Genomic DNA, 16,381 nt, shown 5'->3' on the forward strand with positions numbered 1-16,381 from the left:
CTCGGCCCTCAGCGAAGGAAGCACTGCATCGGGGGGCCCCTATGGAACAAACACCGAAAGTCCGGACAACAGCTCGTTTTCTGCTCTGGCTCCTCTGGCCGCTCGGAGCCCTCATCGTGCTCTTCGTGGTCGGCCAGACCATCGAGAACATCGTCGGGAAAGACACGCGTGAACTCTGGGTCTACCCGATATATCTGGCCATTCTGGCGGCCATGGCAGTCTGCGCGGTCTGGATGGCTGTTCACGTCGTCCAAGCCCTCGGGATGGTACGCAGGCGCGCCGGGTGGCATACGAGGGCTGAGAGACTGCGCATGGATCACGAGGCTGCGCACCGCGGCGGCTTCGAACGAGCTGTGGCACTCAAGGCCTCCCTCGCCGACGGCGGTCAGCCGCTGCGCCTCCAGCCGTGGGACGTAATGCTCGGGGAAGGGGAAGTGCTCCTCATGGACGTCCCCCTCCAGTACTCCCGCTGGTATGGGACCCACGGAGGCTTCACCCAGTCATCGATGTTCGCCGTGGGCCAGCCTTCGTTCGTGGCCGCCGCTCTCATCGGGAACGCCGTGGGGAACACGGTTCGCCGAAACAGGGCGGAGGCTGCAGCGCAGGCCATGTGGCGCGAGCAGCAGACGGTGCGGACTCTTGTCACGGATCGCAGGGTCATGTGCCGAACTGGCGGCCGCTGGCTGAGCTTCCCGTTTGGAGCAGTCAGCGCGAGCTACCCGGACCCACTGGGGGCCACACTCATCCTTGAGTTCCACGACACGGCGCCGCTGCTTCTCCACGGATACGAGGGTGCCTCCGTGTGCGTCTTCGCGACCGCATCGCTCCAGGGCCGCGATGCTCTCCGGAGCCATCCTGCCCTCGCTGCTCTGCCCGAGCCCCAGGTCATGGGAGAGCAGTAGGGAACTCGGCGTGGGGGCCGGTGAACGCGGCTGCTCTCGGGAGTTCGCGCTCAGGATCTAGGCGAGCTTCAGCCCGGCGAGCGCTGCGGGGTCAGCGCCAACCGAGGCGAGCCGCGCCTCGATCGCCTTCAGCGCACGCCCATAGGGCTCGTTCGAGTCCAGGAGCAGCGAGCGGTTGTTCGCCTCGTTGAACACCGCATCGATCTCGAAGGCGAGCTGCGCGGCGTCGTCCAAACCGGGCAGCTCGCCAAGATCCATCGCCGTCTGGACCGCATGGGCGAGATAGGAGTCCCAGTCCCGGAGGGCATCGGCAAGCGCATCGCGCACCGGCCCTGGCTGCGAGTCGAACTCGACCCCCGTGGCCTGGAAGAAGCAGCCACCCACGAACACCCGGCTGCGCGAGTAGTCGAGCCAGAGGCGCACGATGGCGCACAGTCGCCGCAGGCCCTTCGGCTCGTCGCCGGCGGGCATGAGGATGCGCTCCACGAAGATCTCGCGCGCCGCACCGACCGTGGCGACCTGCAACGCCTCCTTCGTCCCGAACAGGGCGCCGACGCCGCTCTTGCTGGCCCCGACGGCCGTCGCCAGCCGCCCGATCGACAGGCCCTCGAGGCCCTCAACCGAGGCCAGGTTGATCGCTTCCGCGAGCACAGCCCGACGCGATTGCTCACCGCGGGCTCGGCGGCCATCCACGTGGACCGTGCCTTCAACCGTCGTCATGGTCGGCCTCCCTGCATTCGCCGCATTCTGCTCTTGAACATCCGCACTTAAAGAGTACGATCGACCGTACAGAAATAAATTAGCACGACCGTCCGTATAGTTATCAACTCGGGAGGGTGTCATGTCCGCTCAAGCCGCCACAGGAACAGCAGCAGGCCCTGCCACCGTCCGCCGACCCGCCACTATCCGGGAAGCTGCGCTCAGGTCGGCCTTGGACGCGATCCGCCTGCTCCCACCGAGGGCCGCGGCCGCAGCGGCACTGCCGTTCTTCATGAGCGTCGGCCCCCGTCGCACAGTCCAAACCGAGGAGGAGCAGACCCACCTCATCTCCGAACGGTCCCGGATACCGGTGCCGGGGCTGCACGGCAAAGGCGGGGAGGCCGTCGCGTACGCGTGGGGCTCGGGCGATCGGCCCGTCCTCCTCGTCCACGGGTGGGGCGGCCGCGCTTCGCAGTTCGCGGCGCTCGTGCAGGAGCTGCGCTACGCCGGTGTGGCGGCAGTCGCCTTTGACGCACCGGCGCACGGCGACGCGCCCGGCCGTGGCACGTACATCCTCGACTTCATCGGAGCCATGGCGGAGCTCGAACGGAGGCACGGCCCGTTCCGCGCCGTCGTCGCCCACTCCTTCGGTTCCCTCGCCGCCCTCGTAGCCATCTCGGAAGGGCTGGTGGCCGATCGCGTCGTCACGGTCTCCGGGATGGGCGACGCCGACCACCTGGTCGCGTCCTTCGCCGCTGCCGCTGGCTTGGGGCCGGCGGCGGCCGCCGCCCTCCGCGAGCGCTTCGCCCGGCGCATCTTCCCGCTCGAGCCCGACGTCTACGGGCGGTTCTCCGCGGTGCAGCGTCCTCTCCCCGCGTCGGTTCCGCTGCTCGTCGTGCACGACGCCGCCGACCGCCGGGTGCCCTTGACCGAGGCCGATCGTCTGGTCGCCGCCAACGCGGGCCACGCCTCGCAGTTCTCGACCCGCGGCCTCGGCCACCAGCGGATTCTGGCCGACGAGCGCGTGCTCGCGGAGATCACACGGTTCGTCGCGGGCTGATCCCAGCGAGTCGAGCTAGTCCCCGCCGAACGCCGCGCGGACCTCGGCCGGATCGACGTCCTCGATCCGCGCCGGGGACCAGTGCGGCGCTCCGTCCTTGTCGACGAGGAGGGCGCGGATGCCCTCGCGCATATCGTGACGCCCGATGAGCGACGCGCCGAGCCGCAGGTCCTGCGCAAGCACATCGATCAGATCCAGGACGGCTGCGCGGCGCAGGGACTCGAGCGTGAGCACAACGGAGAACGGGCAGGCGGCGCGTATCGCCTCCTCGGCCGCCCGCGCCCCCTCCTGCCCGTCGGACGCGAGCTCGTCGAGCCGGTCGAGGATCGTCTGTGGGTCGCCGCCCGCGTAGGCTTCGTCGATCCACTCGCGCTCGGCCGCCAGCGGGGCAGCCATCCGCGGATCCGCGGGATCCAACGCCAGGCCCCGCACGACGTCGTGCGTCACCGAGAAGGCGGACGGGCCGGCGGCGTCGGACTCGGCGAGGCGCGCGGCGAGCGCCGCGATGAGTTCCTCTCCGCGCTCGCCGAGGCGTTCGGACGGCACGAAGTGGTCGGCCCAACCCAAGTACAGGGCATCGGCGCCGGTCGCCGTCGACGACGTGAGCGCGAGGTGGATCCCGACCTCCCCCGGCGCGGCCGCGAGCAGCTTCGCCATGCCGACGTCCGGCGTGAAGCCGATGCGGACCTCCGGCATCGCGACCCTCGTCCGCTCGGTCACGACCCGCACCGAGCCGTGCGCCGAGATCCCGAGGCCGCCGCCCATCGTGATCCCGTCCATGAGAGCCACATATGGCTTCGGGTATTCCGCGATAAGCGCGTTGAGCCGGTACTCATCACCCCAGAACGCGACGGCGTCCTCGTCGTGCCCCGTCCGGAGGGTCCGCACATCGCCGCCCGCACAGAGTCCACGTCCCTCACCGCGCACGACGACGCCCCGGACCTCGGGCGCATCGGCCCACTCCTCGAGGGCGTGCCCCATGTTCAGAACCATGGTGTGGTCGAGGGAGTTGAGGGCGCTCGGCCGGTCGAGGGTGAGGATGCCCAGCGGGCCCCGGACCTCGGTTCGGATGCGCTGGACCAGGCTTCGCGGGCTCATCGCACCGCCTCCCGACCCCGCACCGAGCGCTCCCGGCACGCGCTGGCGAACGCGCCTACGATCGCGGCGAGCTGGGCGGGTTCGGCCGCCCCTTCATCAGCCGCAGTCTGGGCGTCCTCGGGGTGCCACTGGACGGCGACCAGCCACGAGTCCCGATCAGTGGACTCGAGCGCCTCGATCACCCCGTCAGGCGCCGTGGCCGCCACGCGCAGCCCGGCGCCGACGCGAGCGGCCGCCTGATGGTGGCCGGACACGACGGTCGCCGTGTGCCCGAGCATCCCCCACAGCCTCGTGCCCGGTTCGATCGCCACGTCGTGGAGCACCATCGGCCCCTGGGGGTTGGCGTGGTTGCGGTGCGGTCCCCCCGCGCCGAGATCTTCGTGCAGCGTCCCGCCCAGGGCCACGTTGATGAGCTGGAGCCCCCGGCAGATTCCTAAGACCGGGCGGCGCGCGGCGAGGGCGTCGCGCACGAGGCGAGCCTCGGCGTCGTCCGCCGCGCGGTCCACGCCATCAATCGTGGGGTGCGCGGCATCGCCCCCGTACAGCGCGGGGTCCACGTCGCCGCCGCCCATGACCAGCACGCCGTCGAACGTCTCCGCGTCCGGCAGGCCGCCCGCCGCCGCGTCGAGGATGACGGCGTCGCCGCCCGCCGCTTCAAGGCCCGCCACGGCATTGGCGGTCAAGGTGGCGAGTTCCTCGTGGAACCATGGCTCGTGCGACGCCGCGGTGGCCGCCCACGTGACCGCGATTCGCGGAGCGCGCTGGCTGTCCGCGGTCATGCCCGGTCGCCCGGATACAACGGGTTGTGGCCTGCGGCGATGCGCTCTCCCGCGGGCGGCGGCCCTGGCGGAGAGCCGTCGCCGAAGGGGCGGCCACCCAGAGCCTCACGGCCGTGCGGGGTCAGCCAGTTCGCCAGATCCGGGCCGGCGGGAACGATCTTCGTCGGGTTGATGTCCTCATGGACGATGTAGTAGTGCTGCTTGATCTGTACGAAGTCGATCGTGTCGCCGAAGCCCGGCGTCTGGAACAGGTCGCGAGCATAGGCCCACAGGGCCGGCATCTCGGTCAGCCTGTTGCGGTTGCACTTGAAGTGGCCGTGGTAGACCGGGTCGAAGCGCGCAAGCGTCGTGAAGAGGCGCACGTCCGCCTCGGTGATCGTGTCCCCGACGAGGTAGCGCTGACCCATGAGTCGGTCCTCGAGCCAGTCCATCGCGTCCCAGAGTCGGGCGTAGGCGCGGTCATAGGAGGCCTGGGACCCCGCGAAGCCACAGCGGTAGACGCCATTGTTGACCTCCGTGAAGACGCGCGCGTTGACCTCATCGATCTCTTCGCGGAGAGCATCCGGGTAGAGGTCCGGCGCACCGTCCCGGTGGAACGCGGACCACTCGCTCGAGAAGTCGAGGGTGATCTGCGGGTAGTTGTTGGTCACGACGGCGCGGCTGGCCTCATCAACGATGGCGGGCACGGTGATGCCGCGCGGGTAGTCGGGGAAACGGCGGAAGTAGGCCTCCTGGAGGCGCTCGATGCCGAGCACGGGGTCGCGGCCGTCCGGGTCGAGGTCGAATGTCCAGGAGCGGACGTCGTGGGTAGGGCCAGGGAGGCCCAGCGAGATGGCGTCCTCCAGACCCAGGAGCCTTCGGACGATGACGGTCCGGTTGGCCCACGGGCAGGCACGCGCCGCGACGAGGCGGTAGCGGCCGGCTTCGACGGGCCAGGCCAATGCGCCGTCGGGCGCGGGGCTGCCCGGAGGAAAGGTCCCGTCGCGGGTGATCCGGTCCTCGATGTAGTTCGTGTCCCGCGTGAACTCCTCGCCCGAATGCACGTAGGCACCCTTGGTGCTGAACTCGCTGCGGGTCTGGGGCTGCTCCGTCGCCATGCGGTCAGCCTAACGCCATGGGCTGACAGTCTTCGCGACCGCGGGAAGCGGTCGGCTCAGAGGAGGGCCGCAATGAGAGCTTTCGCAACCCAGTCGCGATAGCGGTCGAGGTCCCAACCGCGCTTGACAACGAGCAGCTCAAACAGCTCCGGCGAGTTATAGGCCCAGAGGACGTCGCGGGCGTCCTCGGCGATGACCCCGTCGGCGAGGCAGCCCGCCTCGGCCAGGTGCTGCGCGAGCCGCCGCATTCCGGCGAGGCGCTGGGATTGGAGCCTGTTCCACAGCTCCCGCACGGCGGGATCGGCCTCGGCGGCCGATTTCACCATGAGGTGGAGGCGGCCGGATCTCCCAAGCGTCTCGGCGAGGCCGCGCGTGTACAGATCGATCTTGGCCGCCGGGTCCGGCTCCGCGAAGATCCGCTGCGCACGCTCGCGCTGAGGCACCGGCGTCTCGTCGAAGTCTCCGGCCATGGCGACGTCGATCACGGTCTTCACCAGGGCTGCCTTGTCGCCGAACGCCTTGTATACCGTATGCGGGGACACCCCCGCGGCCTCCGCCACTCCCGCCACGGACGTCCCCGTGTAGCCGTTGGCGAACAGTTCCCCACGGGCCGCATTGATGATGTCGCGCCGCGTCTGCTCGGCCTGCTCGCGGCGCCGGCTGCTGTTGTAGTCTCGTCGCCCCTTGACTTCGACCATATTCGATCCAATCATTTATATTAAATAGAGAGATATGGAACGAGGATAGTCGCGATGACACGGTTCCTGGTAGCAGTCACCCCCGTGACGGGCCACATGCTTCCTACATCGGTGCTGGTCGCCGAGCTCGTCCGCCGCGGGCACGACGTCGCGTGGTACACGGGGGCGGCCTTCCGCACCTTGGTCGAGGGCTCCGGCGCCCAGTGGTTCCCCCTTCGGAGCGGCCCGGACTGGAGCGTGACCAAGCCGTACGACGTCGTGCCTGAACTGCGCACCACGCGCGGCGTCGCCCAAGTCCGCACGGCGTTCTCGAAGCTCTTCATCGACGGCGCTCCGCCGGCCCTCGCCGACCTAGGGGAGATCCACGCGGGCTTCCGCGCCGAGGTGGTCCTCGGCAATGCGCTCTCGTTCGCGGCGCGCTGGTTCAGCGAGCTGCACGGCGTGCCCCACGCGAACATCGGCACAACGGTGTTGGGCATCTACAGCAGAGACACCGCGCCAATGGGCCTGGGGCTCCCGCCGTTGCCGGGCCCGATCGGCCGGGCCCGCAACGCCGTGCTCACCGCTGCGCACCGCCGGATCATCTTCGGTCCCGTGAGCCGGCACCTCGACGACGTCCGGTCGTCGGTGGGGCTGCCGCGACAGGGACGCGACATGGTGGACACCTTCGCCACCCCCTACCTGTACCTCCAGGACACGGCTGAGTCGTTCGAGTATCCCCGCTCAGACCTGCCTCCACAGGTCCATTTCATCGGCCCCCTCCTGACCGCGGATCGGACGCTGCCCAAACGGCCGCAATGGTGGGACGAGGCAACGTCGGGCAGGCCGGTGGTGCTCGTGACCCAAGGAACCGTGACTAATGTCGATGACCATCTCATCGGTGCCACGGTCGAGGCCCTCGCAGGGAAGGACCCGCTCGTGATCGTTGCAGGAGCGGACGCTTCGCTCCCGCTGCCCGACCCGCTCCCCTCGAATGTGCGTATCGAAGGCTACGTCCCGATGGCGGCACTGATGCCCCACGTGACCGCTTATGTCACCAACGGCGGCTATGGCGGCGTGCAGCGGGCGCTGGCCCAAGGCGTGCCGATCGTGGTCGCCGCCGGCTCCGAGGACAAGCCTGAAGTGGCCGCGCGCGTTGCGTGGTCCGGGGCTGGCATCCGTCTTCCCCAGCGTCCTTCCGCCGCAGAAATGCGCCGGGCCCTCGAGGCCCTTGACACCGATCCCCACTACCGAGCCAACGGCCGGCGCATCGCCGACGACATGGCCTCCCATCGTCCCGCCGAGGAGGGTGCGGACCTCCTCGAGCAGCTCGGCCGGACGCAAAGCCCGGTCATCCGGGGCGCCTGGGATGGCTCAAGCCAGCCGAACTGATCTGCGTTATGACGCGTCTGAACACGCGATGCGGATGTCGCACCGTGGGAAGCGGTCAGATGGCGCACGACGTGAGGCAGATCAGAAGGGCGGCGGTTTGGGCTCACCGGGGGTGGTGACGTGGGTGCGGCCCAGGGGAGACGTCCACGTGATCGTGCCGCCGTGCGAACCCTGTTCCGCGTTCCACACACCAATCGTCTTGAGTCGATGGTGTTCGGGGCACAAGAGTGCGAGATTGGTCAGCTCTGTGCTGCCGCCCCGTGCCCATTCGAGGGTGTGGTCCACTTCGGTGTGCGCGGAGGGGCGATCGCACGCCGGGAAACGGCAGTTCGCATCCCGAAGCACGATTTGTCTTCGGAGCACGGGCGGCGGGGTATATCGGCTTCGCCCGAGGGCCAGAGGCTCGCCCGTGTCCGGGTCGGCGAGCATGCGCAGCCACGTGCTGGCTCGGGCGGCGAGGCGTCGAGCCGCCGCCGCGGAGATGAGCCCATAGCCGAGGATCTCGCCGGGCTCGCGGTCGAACGCGACCTCCCACGCCTCCTCAGCACGGGCCGCGCGTGATGCTCCGTCAGGATCGGCCTCGCGTGATGCCTCTTCAACACCGGCCCCGCGTGGTCCCTCCTCAACACCGGCCTCGGGCGGCTGACGCCGGCGGACCACCGGCACCACGGTGGCCAATGGAACGGTGACCACGAGCTCGGTGCGCACTCCTCCTCGCGGGGACGGCGCACCTCCACCCGCATCGGGACCGGTGAGGGCGAGGAGAAGGGCGGTGAAGGCGTCGAGACGGGCCTGCGTGACCGTGCGGGGGTCGTCGGCGGGCTGGTTGCGCGCAATCGCCTGAAGACGGGTGTCGATCGCCGCCCCATCTTCCAGCGGAAGCCAGGCGGAGAGATGGCACATGCCGTCGTCAGCGGGCTCGATGTCGACCCGACGATGATCACGCGCAATGCGTGCCCGTTCCTCGAACGTCTCGGACGAGTACTTCTGAGCCAGCCGGCGTACGGCACACTGAAGGGCAGGCAGTGAAGGGAGCGGCCCGTCCTCGCCGCCAGCCACCGCAAGTGCCACCGCGCGCGTCATGAATTCCAAGGTTGCGGACACCGGAACAGCCACGGCCGCCCGCAGGATGGTCTGAGCGCGAGGACGATCCAGCTCGCCATCGTCCATCGCGGCGAGGAGCGGTGCGGCGTAGGTCTCGGTCAGGGCCAGACACTCGGCCACGAGCGCTCTCGCGGCCCGCGGAGGCAGGGACAGCTCGGCGGCGACCTCCGCCGCGGCCAGTGACGGAGCTTGGACGCGCTCGTGGGGATCCTCGGACTCTGCGCCCAGCAGGATGGCGATCCGACGGACGTCCCGGGCCCGATCAGCGTGAATCTGGGCCTCGGTGGCCTGATGCCGGGACAGCCCGCCCACGAGCATCTCGACCCGCCGGACGCGCAGTTCGGCCCGGAGCGCGGCCGGAGGGAGCTCCTCGGCCAGCGCGGGATCGACCGCCGCCGGGTCGAGGCTCTCGGGACCGAACCCGGTCACGTCGCGTCCGTTGGCATCAACAACCGTGTAGAGCGCCCCGGCCTCCTCGAGATCCGCCACATCGAAGCCCTCGGAGCCGCGCTCCTCGAGCCCGGCGGCCGTCCGCGCCGCGGGAATCCGCGCCTCAGAAGTCTGCGCCTCCGCCTCCGCGGCCCACTCATCGAAGTCCGCGCGCCCCGGATCTGCCGCCGGATCGTCGAGGTATGAAGGCCACGGGTACGCGCTCGCCCATGAATCCTCGGGAACGGGCCCGAGCGCGGGTGCGCCGACATTGCGCGGCGACCACCCGCCGTCGTGCGCCGAACCCGTGAACCTGTCCATGACTCGATCCCACCACTGGGGTCCGACATTTCTCAGCGCCCCGCCCATCCCTGAACGAACCCGATCCGGGCGGTCCCACCCAGCGGAAGCCGTCCGCAGTGCGTCGATCAGAGCGCCCTGATCAGAGAGCGGTGAGACCCAGTTTCACGGACAGGGCCCCGCCCGCTAGCGTGGGACGTGGACCACAGGAATCAACGGCGAGGACCTGACCATGAATGCCAGCACCCCTGACCTGGGCACCTACGAAACCCTCGAACTCGATCTCACGGACCATGTCCTGACGCTCACGGTGAACCGCCCCAAGGCACTCAACGCGCTGTCCCAGCAGGTCGTGGCGGACCTATGGAAGGCGCTCACTGCGATTCAGGATTCCTGCACGCACGACGCCGGGTGGCCGGTTCGCGGCGTGATCGTCACCGGCGCTGGGGGCAAGGCCTTCGTTGCAGGCGCGGACATCCGTGAAATGTCAGCGATGGATCCTGACACCGCCTCCGAATACGGCCGGTCGATGCACGCCGTCACCCTCCTCCTCGAGAAGGTCCCGGTCCCTGTCATCGCTGCGGTTGACGGCTTCGCGCTTGGCGGCGGCTGCGAGCTGGCTCTCGCGTGCGACTTCATCTACGCTTCCGAAGCCGCCCGGTTCGGCCAGCCCGAGGTCAATCTGGGCCTCGTGCCGGGCTTCGGCGGATCGGTCCGTCTCCCCCAGCGCGTGGGACTCGGTCCCGCCCGGGAGCTCATCTACACGGGACGCCAGGTCGACGCCGCCGAGGCGCTGCGCCTCGGGCTCGTGAACCGCGTCCTTCCCACGCGGGACGAGCTCTTCGAGGCGGCGCGCGCCACGCTCGCCGAGGTCATCGGGAAGGCCCCGCTCGCCGTCGGACTCTCGAAGCAGTCGATCGCCGGGGCCGTGGGCCGCCGCACCAGCAAGGGACTCGAGGTCGAAGCCGAGGCGTTCCGCGAGGCCTTCACGACCGCCGACATGCGGGAGGGCACCGCGGCGTTCCTCGAGAAGAGGAAGGCCGTCTTCATCGGAAGGTAGGCGCCCCGGAGGTGGGGGCGCGGGGGGCTCTGGCTCAGGCCGCGGCTCGCCGTCACAGACGCTCCGGATGGCCGTGGACCCGCCGGATGCAACCCCTCACACCCGACCGCAAGCCCAGCGGGCAGCGGTTGACGATTCAAGCACCCATTGCCGACAACAAGCCCCCCCACAGCAAATCGAAAGGGTGCGGCAGCAGAGTTGTAGGCATGACGGCGACACTTCCCACCCCCCAGCCACCCACCCAGGCGCTTCCCCTAGCGACCGGACGCGCGGCTCTGGGCCGTGAGCTCAGGGCGCGGGGCCGGCGTCGTCTGCTCGGTGCCGATCTGCTCTCGGTCGCGGCGTGGGGCTCGGCGGCAGCTGCCGTCGCGCTCTACCTTGCGGACGGCGCGGCCGGGCAGTTCGGCACCGTGCCCCAGGCACTCACGGCGATCGGAATCATCGCCGGACTCATCGGCACCGACCTGGTGCTCGTGATGATGCTCCTCGCGGCGCGCCTCCCGTGGATCGACCGGGCCATCGGGCACGACCACGCGATGTCGGTCCACGGAAAGCTCGGCAAGCCCTCCCTGTACCTCATCCTGGCCCACATGGTGTTCCTGCTCCTCGGCTACGGCGCCTCCGAGGGCCTCAACCCGATCGCCGAGGCCGTGTCCCTGTGGAACCTCGTTCCGGACATGTGGCTCGCGTTCGTCTCCATAGCACTGTTCATCGCAGTGGTCGTGACCTCGCTCGTCGCTGTGCGGCGCAAGATGCCGTACGAGTTCTGGCACGCCATCCACCTCCTCACCTACGCCGCGGTCCTGACCGGCCTCCCCCACCAGTTCAGCGTGGGCGGGCTGTTCGCCGAGGGCCATTGGCAGCGGCTCTACTGGGAGCTCTTCTACTGGACAGTGGTCGTGGCCCTCGTCGGGTTCCGCGTCGTGGCACCGCTGGTCCGCACGTGGAGGCACCAGCTCACGGTGACCCGCGTGATCGAGGAAGCCCCCGGCGTCGTGAGCATCGAGATGACGGGCCTGCGCCTGGCCGAGCTTACGGGCGAGGGCGGAAGGTTCTTCATCTGGCGCTTCCTCGCCCCGGGCGTGTGGTGGCACGCGCACCCGTTCAGCCTCTCCGCAGAACCGAGCGGCCGCGGCGCTCCCTACGGCATCCGGATCACGGTCCGCGACCTCGGCCGCGGCACGGCGGCACTCCTGCGGATCCGGCCGGGAACCAAGGTCGCTCTCGCAGGCCCCTACGGCAACTTCGCCCACTCGTCCCGCACCCGGCCCGGCCTCGTGATGGTCGGCTCGGGCATCGGCATCACCCCGATCCGCGCGCTCCTCGAGCGGGCCGAGTTCGCCCCCGGTGACGCGACCGTGATCCTGCGCGGCGGCGACCCGAGCCGGCTCTACCTCCGCGACGAGATCGCCGCCCTCTGCCGGGCGCGCGGGGCCGTGCTCTACGAGCTCGTGGGGCACCGCGCCCGCGGCAAGTCATGGCTCCCCCGCCACCAGTCGGGCCTGCACCTGACTGACTATCTCCCCGAAGGCGCACCCCCACTCACTGATTCCGACATCTACGTCTGCGGGCCCCGCGACTGGTCCGACGCCGTCCTCGCGGACGCGAAGGCCTCCGGCGCCGCAGATGCCCAGCTCCATCGCGAAAGGTTCGACTGGTGAGAACACGAGCAGCAATCTCAGCCTCCCTCGCCTCCCTCGGCATCCTCGCCGTCGGCTGGCAGGCCGGAGCCCAGGCCCTCGAAGCGCAGGCAACCGCCGGCGGGGCCGCAGGGACGACAGGCACGACGGGAACCACCGGAAGCACGACGGCGTCCGGCACCTCGGGCGCGTCCGGCACCTCGGGCTCCGCCTCTTCGGGGACCTCGTCCGGCACGAGCGCGAGCCAGACGACCGGCTCTCAGGCCAAGGCCCAGACGACGTATGCCGGGAAGGCCGTCTCGACCAGGTTCGGAAATGTCCAGGTGCAGATCACCGTCCAGAGCGGCAAGATTACCGAGGTCACGGCCCTCCACCTCACCGACGCGGAGATGAGGTCGCAGATGATCAGCGCCACGGCCGCTCCGATCCTGCGCTCCGAGGTGCTGCAGGCACAGTCGGCAAACGTCCAGACCGTCAGCGGGGCAACCATCACCTCCGATGCCTACCTGACCTCCCTCCAGGCGGCCCTCGATGCAGCCCATCTCTGATCCCACGCCCGTGCAGGCTCCCGGCGAGCCGTCCCTCCCCGGTTCCGGAGAGCCCGCCCTGCAGGCCAGGACGTTCGTGTGCATGGGGACGGTCGTGAGCCTCACGATCCCCGTGGGGGCCGGTGCAGCGGATGCAGGCTCGGCTGTTCGTCCTGTGCTGTCAGGCGACACCGACACGGGTTCTAAGGCTTCTACCGCCGGCTCTGCCGCCGCGCGCGACGCGCAGGCCGTCGTCGACCGGCTCGAAGCGGCCACAGCCGTCGTCGAGGACCAGTTCGCCGGCCTCGACGCGCAGTTCAGCCTCTACAAGCCCACCTCAGAGGCGAGCCGGATCGCGCGCGGTGAGCTCTCGCTCATGGAAGCGAGTCCGCTCATGCGGGACCTGTATGCGGACGCCATCCGCTGGCGGCGGCGCACCGATGGTGCGTTCACGCCCGAGCGGCCGGACGGGCTCCTGGACCTCAGCGGACTCGTCAAGGGCTATGCGATCGCCGAGGCGGGGCGGTCCCTCGCGGCCCTCGGCCTCACGGACTGGTGCCTCAACGCGGGTGGGGACGTGCTCGTGTCCGGCTCGCCGACACCTCGACCGCCGATCTCCCGGGACGGCGGGCCACGCGGGGGCGCTGGGGCCTCCGCGTGGCTCGCGGGAATCGTGGACCCAGGGGATAGGCGCACACTCCTGGGCGCCTACCCGCTGGGTGGAACGGGGGCGGCCCCGGACTCGGTCATGGACGCGGTCATGGGCGCGGCCCCAGGCATGGGAACCAGCCCCGCGGTGTCCGGCCGCGCGCTGTCCGGCCGCGCGCTGTCCGGCCGCGCGCTGTCCGGCCGCGCAGTGTCCGGCCGCGCGCCGCGGCTGGCCCTCGCGACATCTGGCTCGGCCGAGCGCGGCGACCACATCTGGACGGTCGGCATCCGCCGCGCTGGAGGCGGCGCCCAGCGCCCGGACTTCGTCCAGGTGAGCGTCGCGGCGTCGGACGTCGTCACGGCCGATGTCCTGGCCACCGCCATCGTGGCCGGCGGCCGCGCGACCCTCGATACCGTCACCGCCCGCTGGGACGTGGACGTGCTCGTCGTCACGCACGACGGCGCGCTGCTCGCCACGCCTGGATTCCGCGCCCCGAGCGCGGCGTAGGGCGTGTCGGTGCAACGCGCCGGCTGAGGCGCCGGCCTGACTGCCGACCGTGACCAGAAAGGCCCGGGGTTCGGGCGGGTCAGTGCCAGTCGCTGATCTGCTGATCGTCCGGGTCGGGCGAACCGGCACCGGACTCGAGCAGCTGTTTGAGGCTGAGCAGATAGGTGGCCCACTTGGTACTGCAGTGGTGCATGAACTCGACCGGCTCTGCCCAGCCCTCGTGGGCGAACAGCACGATCGTGTAGTCGCCGGCCTGGCTGAGGTCCCAGCTCACATGGGTGCCGATCCATTCCGCCGGGCCGTCCACGACCTCCCAGAGGACCTTCTTCCCGGGCACCGACTCGATGACCTTCATGTCGAAGCCACCGGGGACGAAGCGGAAGGCGATCACGCCGCCCACGTCCGTTTTTCCCGTCGTGTTGCGGGCCCACCAGCCGGAGAGCCCCTCGATCGTTGTGAGCGCCGCGTAGACGTCGTCCGGCGACGACTTGGCAACTCCGATGCGATGCAGGATGTCGACCATTTCCGTGTCCTTCTTCTCTGCGTGGGGCCCTCTCTTGGTCGTGGGTCCCTTGGTGGCTATCCCCGCGCCTCGAGGATGTCCTTGATCCGCGCGAGGTCTTTGACATTGGCGCGCCGCATCATCGCCTCCATGAGCGGAGCCGTGAGGGCCGCGAAGCCGCGCGGCGCGCCGTCGTTGCGGAGCGTCATGACCGTGCTTCCGGAGTGGTCAACGGCCCACGTGTAGGTGGTGCGCATCGGGAACGGCCCCTGCGCGGTCGCCATGACGAGTCGTTCACCGGGCACGAACTCCTCGACGCGGTACGTGTACGCGAGGTCGCGGCCCATGAACCGGGCGCGGAAGTCGATCTCGCTTCCGACCGCCAGTGGTTTCGGTGTACGCCATACTGCGGAGCGGATGTTCGCGTACCACTCGGGCGCATTGTCCGGATCCGCGGCGTAGGCGGCGACGACGGCGCACGGCCGCGCGATCGTCGTCGCGACCTCGACATCGACCCGGCGGCCAGCGAGACGTTCAGCCACGGGAGGCCACCCGCCCGGTGAAGGCAACGAGGCGGTCGAGTGCGTGAGCGGACTCGTCGACGAGCTTGGCCCCGGCAAACGAGCCACTCGCCCGGACCTGGTCCGTGATGGTTTCCTCGGCGAGCCCGAGGACGTATTGGGACAGCTCGGCGGAGACCTCGAGGTCTCGCCCGAGCGCCGACGCGTAGTCCCACGCGTGCACGAGCAGCTCGATGTTGAGGATGTTGGCCACGCTCGTCGCGGGCATCACGGCGAAGCCCATGTCAACCGTGCCGTCAAGGCCGCGGTGCGCGAGCGCCTCGAGCGTCGGCTGGATGACGACGGCGAGGCGCGCCTCGGCGTCGAACGTCACCGACGAGGACGGGAATTCAGCAGGGAACTGGGCGCCTATGGCCGTACCGATGCTCACGATGCTCCCGTGCAGGTGGTCGGTGAGGGCAGCGACGTTGAAGTCCTCGCACGGCGTGGGGCGCGCGGCGGCGTCGGGCGTCACGGCGGCGAGTACCCGGTCGAGGACGGCGAACGATGCGTCCGCGCCCGCGATCTGGTCGAAGTGCTCGGGCTGGACCCACACGTCGAGGCCTGCATCGCCCGTCCCTGCAAGTGCCGCAAGACGGCCGAGGTAATGCGTCCACCCCTGGGCGTGATCCTCCTCCTGCGCTGGGCTCAAACCAGCGTGGACGAGGGTGAGGTTCGTGCCGCCCTCGGCAGGCTCGAGCGTGATGGTGAGGTCCGAGGACCCGGGCGGCACCTCTCCGTGGCCCTCCCAGCCGAAGGCGAAGGCGATCCGGCGCCCGGGCTCGACCTCGGTGACGGTGCCTGCGGCGTAGGCGCCGGGGACAACGGTCCAGCGGAAGTCCCCGCCTGCGCGCAGGTCGATGCGGGAGGTGATGGTCATCCAGCGGCGCAGGCGCTCGGGCTGGGTAACGAGGCCGAACGCCTCGTCCGGAGTGACGGGCAGGAACACGGTCTGTGCGAATGTCATGACGGTCCTTCGGATGGGGTCTGGCCTTCGGATAGGTTCTGGCCTTCGGATGGGGTCTGGCCTTCTGATGCGGTTTGGCCTGTAGGCCCTGGAGCCGGACCGGACGCCGCGAGGGCGTGCGCGTCTGCGACCAGGAGGTTGAGCTCGTTCGTCCAGAACACGGCTACCTGCTCGTGCAGGCGGGCCATGCCCTTGGCCGATAGCCGATAGAGCCGGTTGCGGCCCTCCTTGCGGACCTCGACGAGGCCCACCTCCGCGAGGAGGAGGAGGTGCTGGGAGATGGCGGATCGCGTCGCCGCAAAGCGATCAGACAGCGGCGTGACCGCGGACTCCCCTGCCGCGAGCAGCTGGAGGATGCGGCGGCGCGTAGGCTCCGCAGCGACTTCCAGGAGATCGGGCATGAATATACGTTAGCCATCACTAACGTATTAA

Annotated in this window: 17 protein-coding genes; 7 read left to right on the forward strand and 10 right to left on the reverse strand. The window is 69.8% G+C overall.

The features are described 5' to 3' along the window. Nucleotides 1-41: 41 nt before the first annotated feature. Entirely contained in the window at nt 42-902 is an 861-nt protein-coding gene (locus tag RBS60_RS02890) for a hypothetical protein (protein ID WP_307956025.1), read from the forward strand. A gap of 57 nt (nt 903-959) precedes the next feature. Here the strand turns inward: RBS60_RS02890 and RBS60_RS02895 are convergent, their stop codons facing one another. Next, on the reverse strand, nt 960-1,622 hold the full coding sequence (locus RBS60_RS02895; protein WP_307956026.1) for a TetR family transcriptional regulator C-terminal domain-containing protein: 663 nt from the start codon (nt 1,620-1,622) through the stop codon (nt 960-962). A 121-nt stretch (nt 1,623-1,743) separates the two neighbouring features. On the opposite strand from RBS60_RS02895, the gene RBS60_RS02900 reads away from it, so the two are divergent. Next, on the forward strand, nt 1,744-2,661 hold the full coding sequence (locus RBS60_RS02900) for an alpha/beta hydrolase (protein WP_307956027.1): 918 nt from the start codon (nt 1,744-1,746) through the stop codon (nt 2,659-2,661). A 15-nt stretch (nt 2,662-2,676) separates the two neighbouring features. On the opposite strand, the gene RBS60_RS02905 is transcribed toward RBS60_RS02900, so the two are convergent. The 4 genes from RBS60_RS02905 to RBS60_RS02920 are packed head-to-tail and all read right to left on the reverse strand — an operon-like array spanning nt 2,677 to nt 6,333. Further along, nucleotides 2,677-3,759, reverse strand: coding sequence for an enoyl-CoA hydratase/isomerase family protein (locus tag RBS60_RS02905; RefSeq protein ID WP_307956028.1), 1,083 nt, complete (start codon nt 3,757-3,759; stop codon nt 2,677-2,679). Beyond that, nucleotides 3,756-4,538 carry a gamma-glutamyl-gamma-aminobutyrate hydrolase family protein gene (locus tag RBS60_RS02910; RefSeq protein WP_307956029.1) on the reverse strand — a complete coding sequence of 261 codons (783 nt, stop codon included), beginning with the start codon at nt 4,536-4,538 and terminating at the stop codon, nt 3,756-3,758. The genes RBS60_RS02905 and RBS60_RS02910 overlap by 4 nt, the downstream gene beginning before the upstream one ends. After that, nucleotides 4,535-5,635, reverse strand: a complete 1,101-nt coding sequence (locus tag RBS60_RS02915) for a glutathione S-transferase C-terminal domain-containing protein (RefSeq protein ID WP_307956030.1) — start codon at nt 5,633-5,635, stop codon at nt 4,535-4,537. Before RBS60_RS02915 ends, RBS60_RS02910 begins: the two co-directional genes overlap by 4 nt. A gap of 56 nt (nt 5,636-5,691) precedes the next feature. Beyond that, on the reverse strand, nt 5,692-6,333 hold the full coding sequence (locus RBS60_RS02920; protein ID WP_307956031.1) for a TetR/AcrR family transcriptional regulator: 642 nt from the start codon (nt 6,331-6,333) through the stop codon (nt 5,692-5,694). Nucleotides 6,334-6,387: 54 nt separating this feature from the next. Here RBS60_RS02920 and RBS60_RS02925 point away from each other — a divergent pair, with 54 nt between their 5' ends. Continuing rightward, entirely contained in the window at nt 6,388-7,704 is a 1,317-nt protein-coding gene (locus tag RBS60_RS02925) for a nucleotide disphospho-sugar-binding domain-containing protein (protein WP_307956032.1), read from the forward strand. 81 nt (nt 7,705-7,785) lie between these two features. Here RBS60_RS02925 and RBS60_RS02930 read toward each other — a convergent pair whose 3' ends face one another. Continuing rightward, a complete protein-coding gene (locus RBS60_RS02930) occupies nt 7,786-9,558 on the reverse strand; it encodes a DUF222 domain-containing protein (protein ID WP_307956033.1) in 1,773 nt (590 codons plus the stop codon). 211 nt (nt 9,559-9,769) lie between these two features. Between RBS60_RS02930 and RBS60_RS02935 the strand changes: the two genes are divergently transcribed. The 4 genes from RBS60_RS02935 (at nt 9,770) to RBS60_RS02950 (ending at nt 13,920) form a co-directional block, all read left to right on the forward strand. Further along, nucleotides 9,770-10,597 (forward strand): enoyl-CoA hydratase-related protein, encoded by an 828-nt coding sequence (locus RBS60_RS02935; RefSeq protein ID WP_307956034.1) that lies wholly within the window; start codon nt 9,770-9,772, stop codon nt 10,595-10,597. Between the two features lie 206 nt (nt 10,598-10,803). Then, a complete protein-coding gene (locus tag RBS60_RS02940; RefSeq protein WP_307956035.1) occupies nt 10,804-12,258 on the forward strand; it encodes a ferredoxin reductase family protein in 1,455 nt (484 codons plus the stop codon). Next, nucleotides 12,255-12,785 (forward strand): FMN-binding protein, encoded by a 531-nt coding sequence (locus tag RBS60_RS02945; RefSeq protein WP_307956036.1) that lies wholly within the window; start codon nt 12,255-12,257, stop codon nt 12,783-12,785. Before RBS60_RS02940 ends, RBS60_RS02945 begins: the two co-directional genes overlap by 4 nt. Beyond that, on the forward strand, nt 12,769-13,920 hold the full coding sequence (locus RBS60_RS02950; RefSeq protein ID WP_307956037.1) for an FAD:protein FMN transferase: 1,152 nt from the start codon (nt 12,769-12,771) through the stop codon (nt 13,918-13,920). Before RBS60_RS02945 ends, RBS60_RS02950 begins: the two co-directional genes overlap by 17 nt. A gap of 79 nt (nt 13,921-13,999) precedes the next feature. On the opposite strand, the gene RBS60_RS02955 is transcribed toward RBS60_RS02950, so the two are convergent. From RBS60_RS02955 to RBS60_RS02970, 4 genes are read right to left on the reverse strand one after another with little or no spacing between them, the layout of a single operon-like run. Next, the gene (locus RBS60_RS02955) at nt 14,000-14,443 is read right to left on the reverse strand and encodes an SRPBCC domain-containing protein (RefSeq protein ID WP_307956038.1); all 444 of its coding nucleotides are present in this window, start codon (nt 14,441-14,443) and stop codon (nt 14,000-14,002) included. Between the two features lie 56 nt (nt 14,444-14,499). Then, complete coding sequence (locus RBS60_RS02960) at nt 14,500-14,964, reverse strand: SRPBCC family protein (protein ID WP_307956039.1); 465 nt, start codon at nt 14,962-14,964, stop codon at nt 14,500-14,502. Next, a complete protein-coding gene (locus RBS60_RS02965; protein ID WP_307956040.1) occupies nt 14,957-15,949 on the reverse strand; it encodes a TIGR03086 family metal-binding protein in 993 nt (330 codons plus the stop codon). The genes RBS60_RS02960 and RBS60_RS02965 overlap by 8 nt, the downstream gene beginning before the upstream one ends. Next, nucleotides 15,946-16,350: a metalloregulator ArsR/SmtB family transcription factor gene (locus RBS60_RS02970; protein WP_307956041.1), complete on the reverse strand. Its 405-nt coding sequence runs from the start codon at nt 16,348-16,350 to the stop codon at nt 15,946-15,948. The genes RBS60_RS02965 and RBS60_RS02970 overlap by 4 nt, the downstream gene beginning before the upstream one ends. Between the last annotated feature and the right edge of the window lie 31 nt (nt 16,351-16,381).

This window comes from Sinomonas sp. ASV486 (assembly GCF_030908215.1).
GTDB lineage: Bacteria > Actinomycetota > Actinomycetes > Actinomycetales > Micrococcaceae > Sinomonas > Sinomonas puerhi.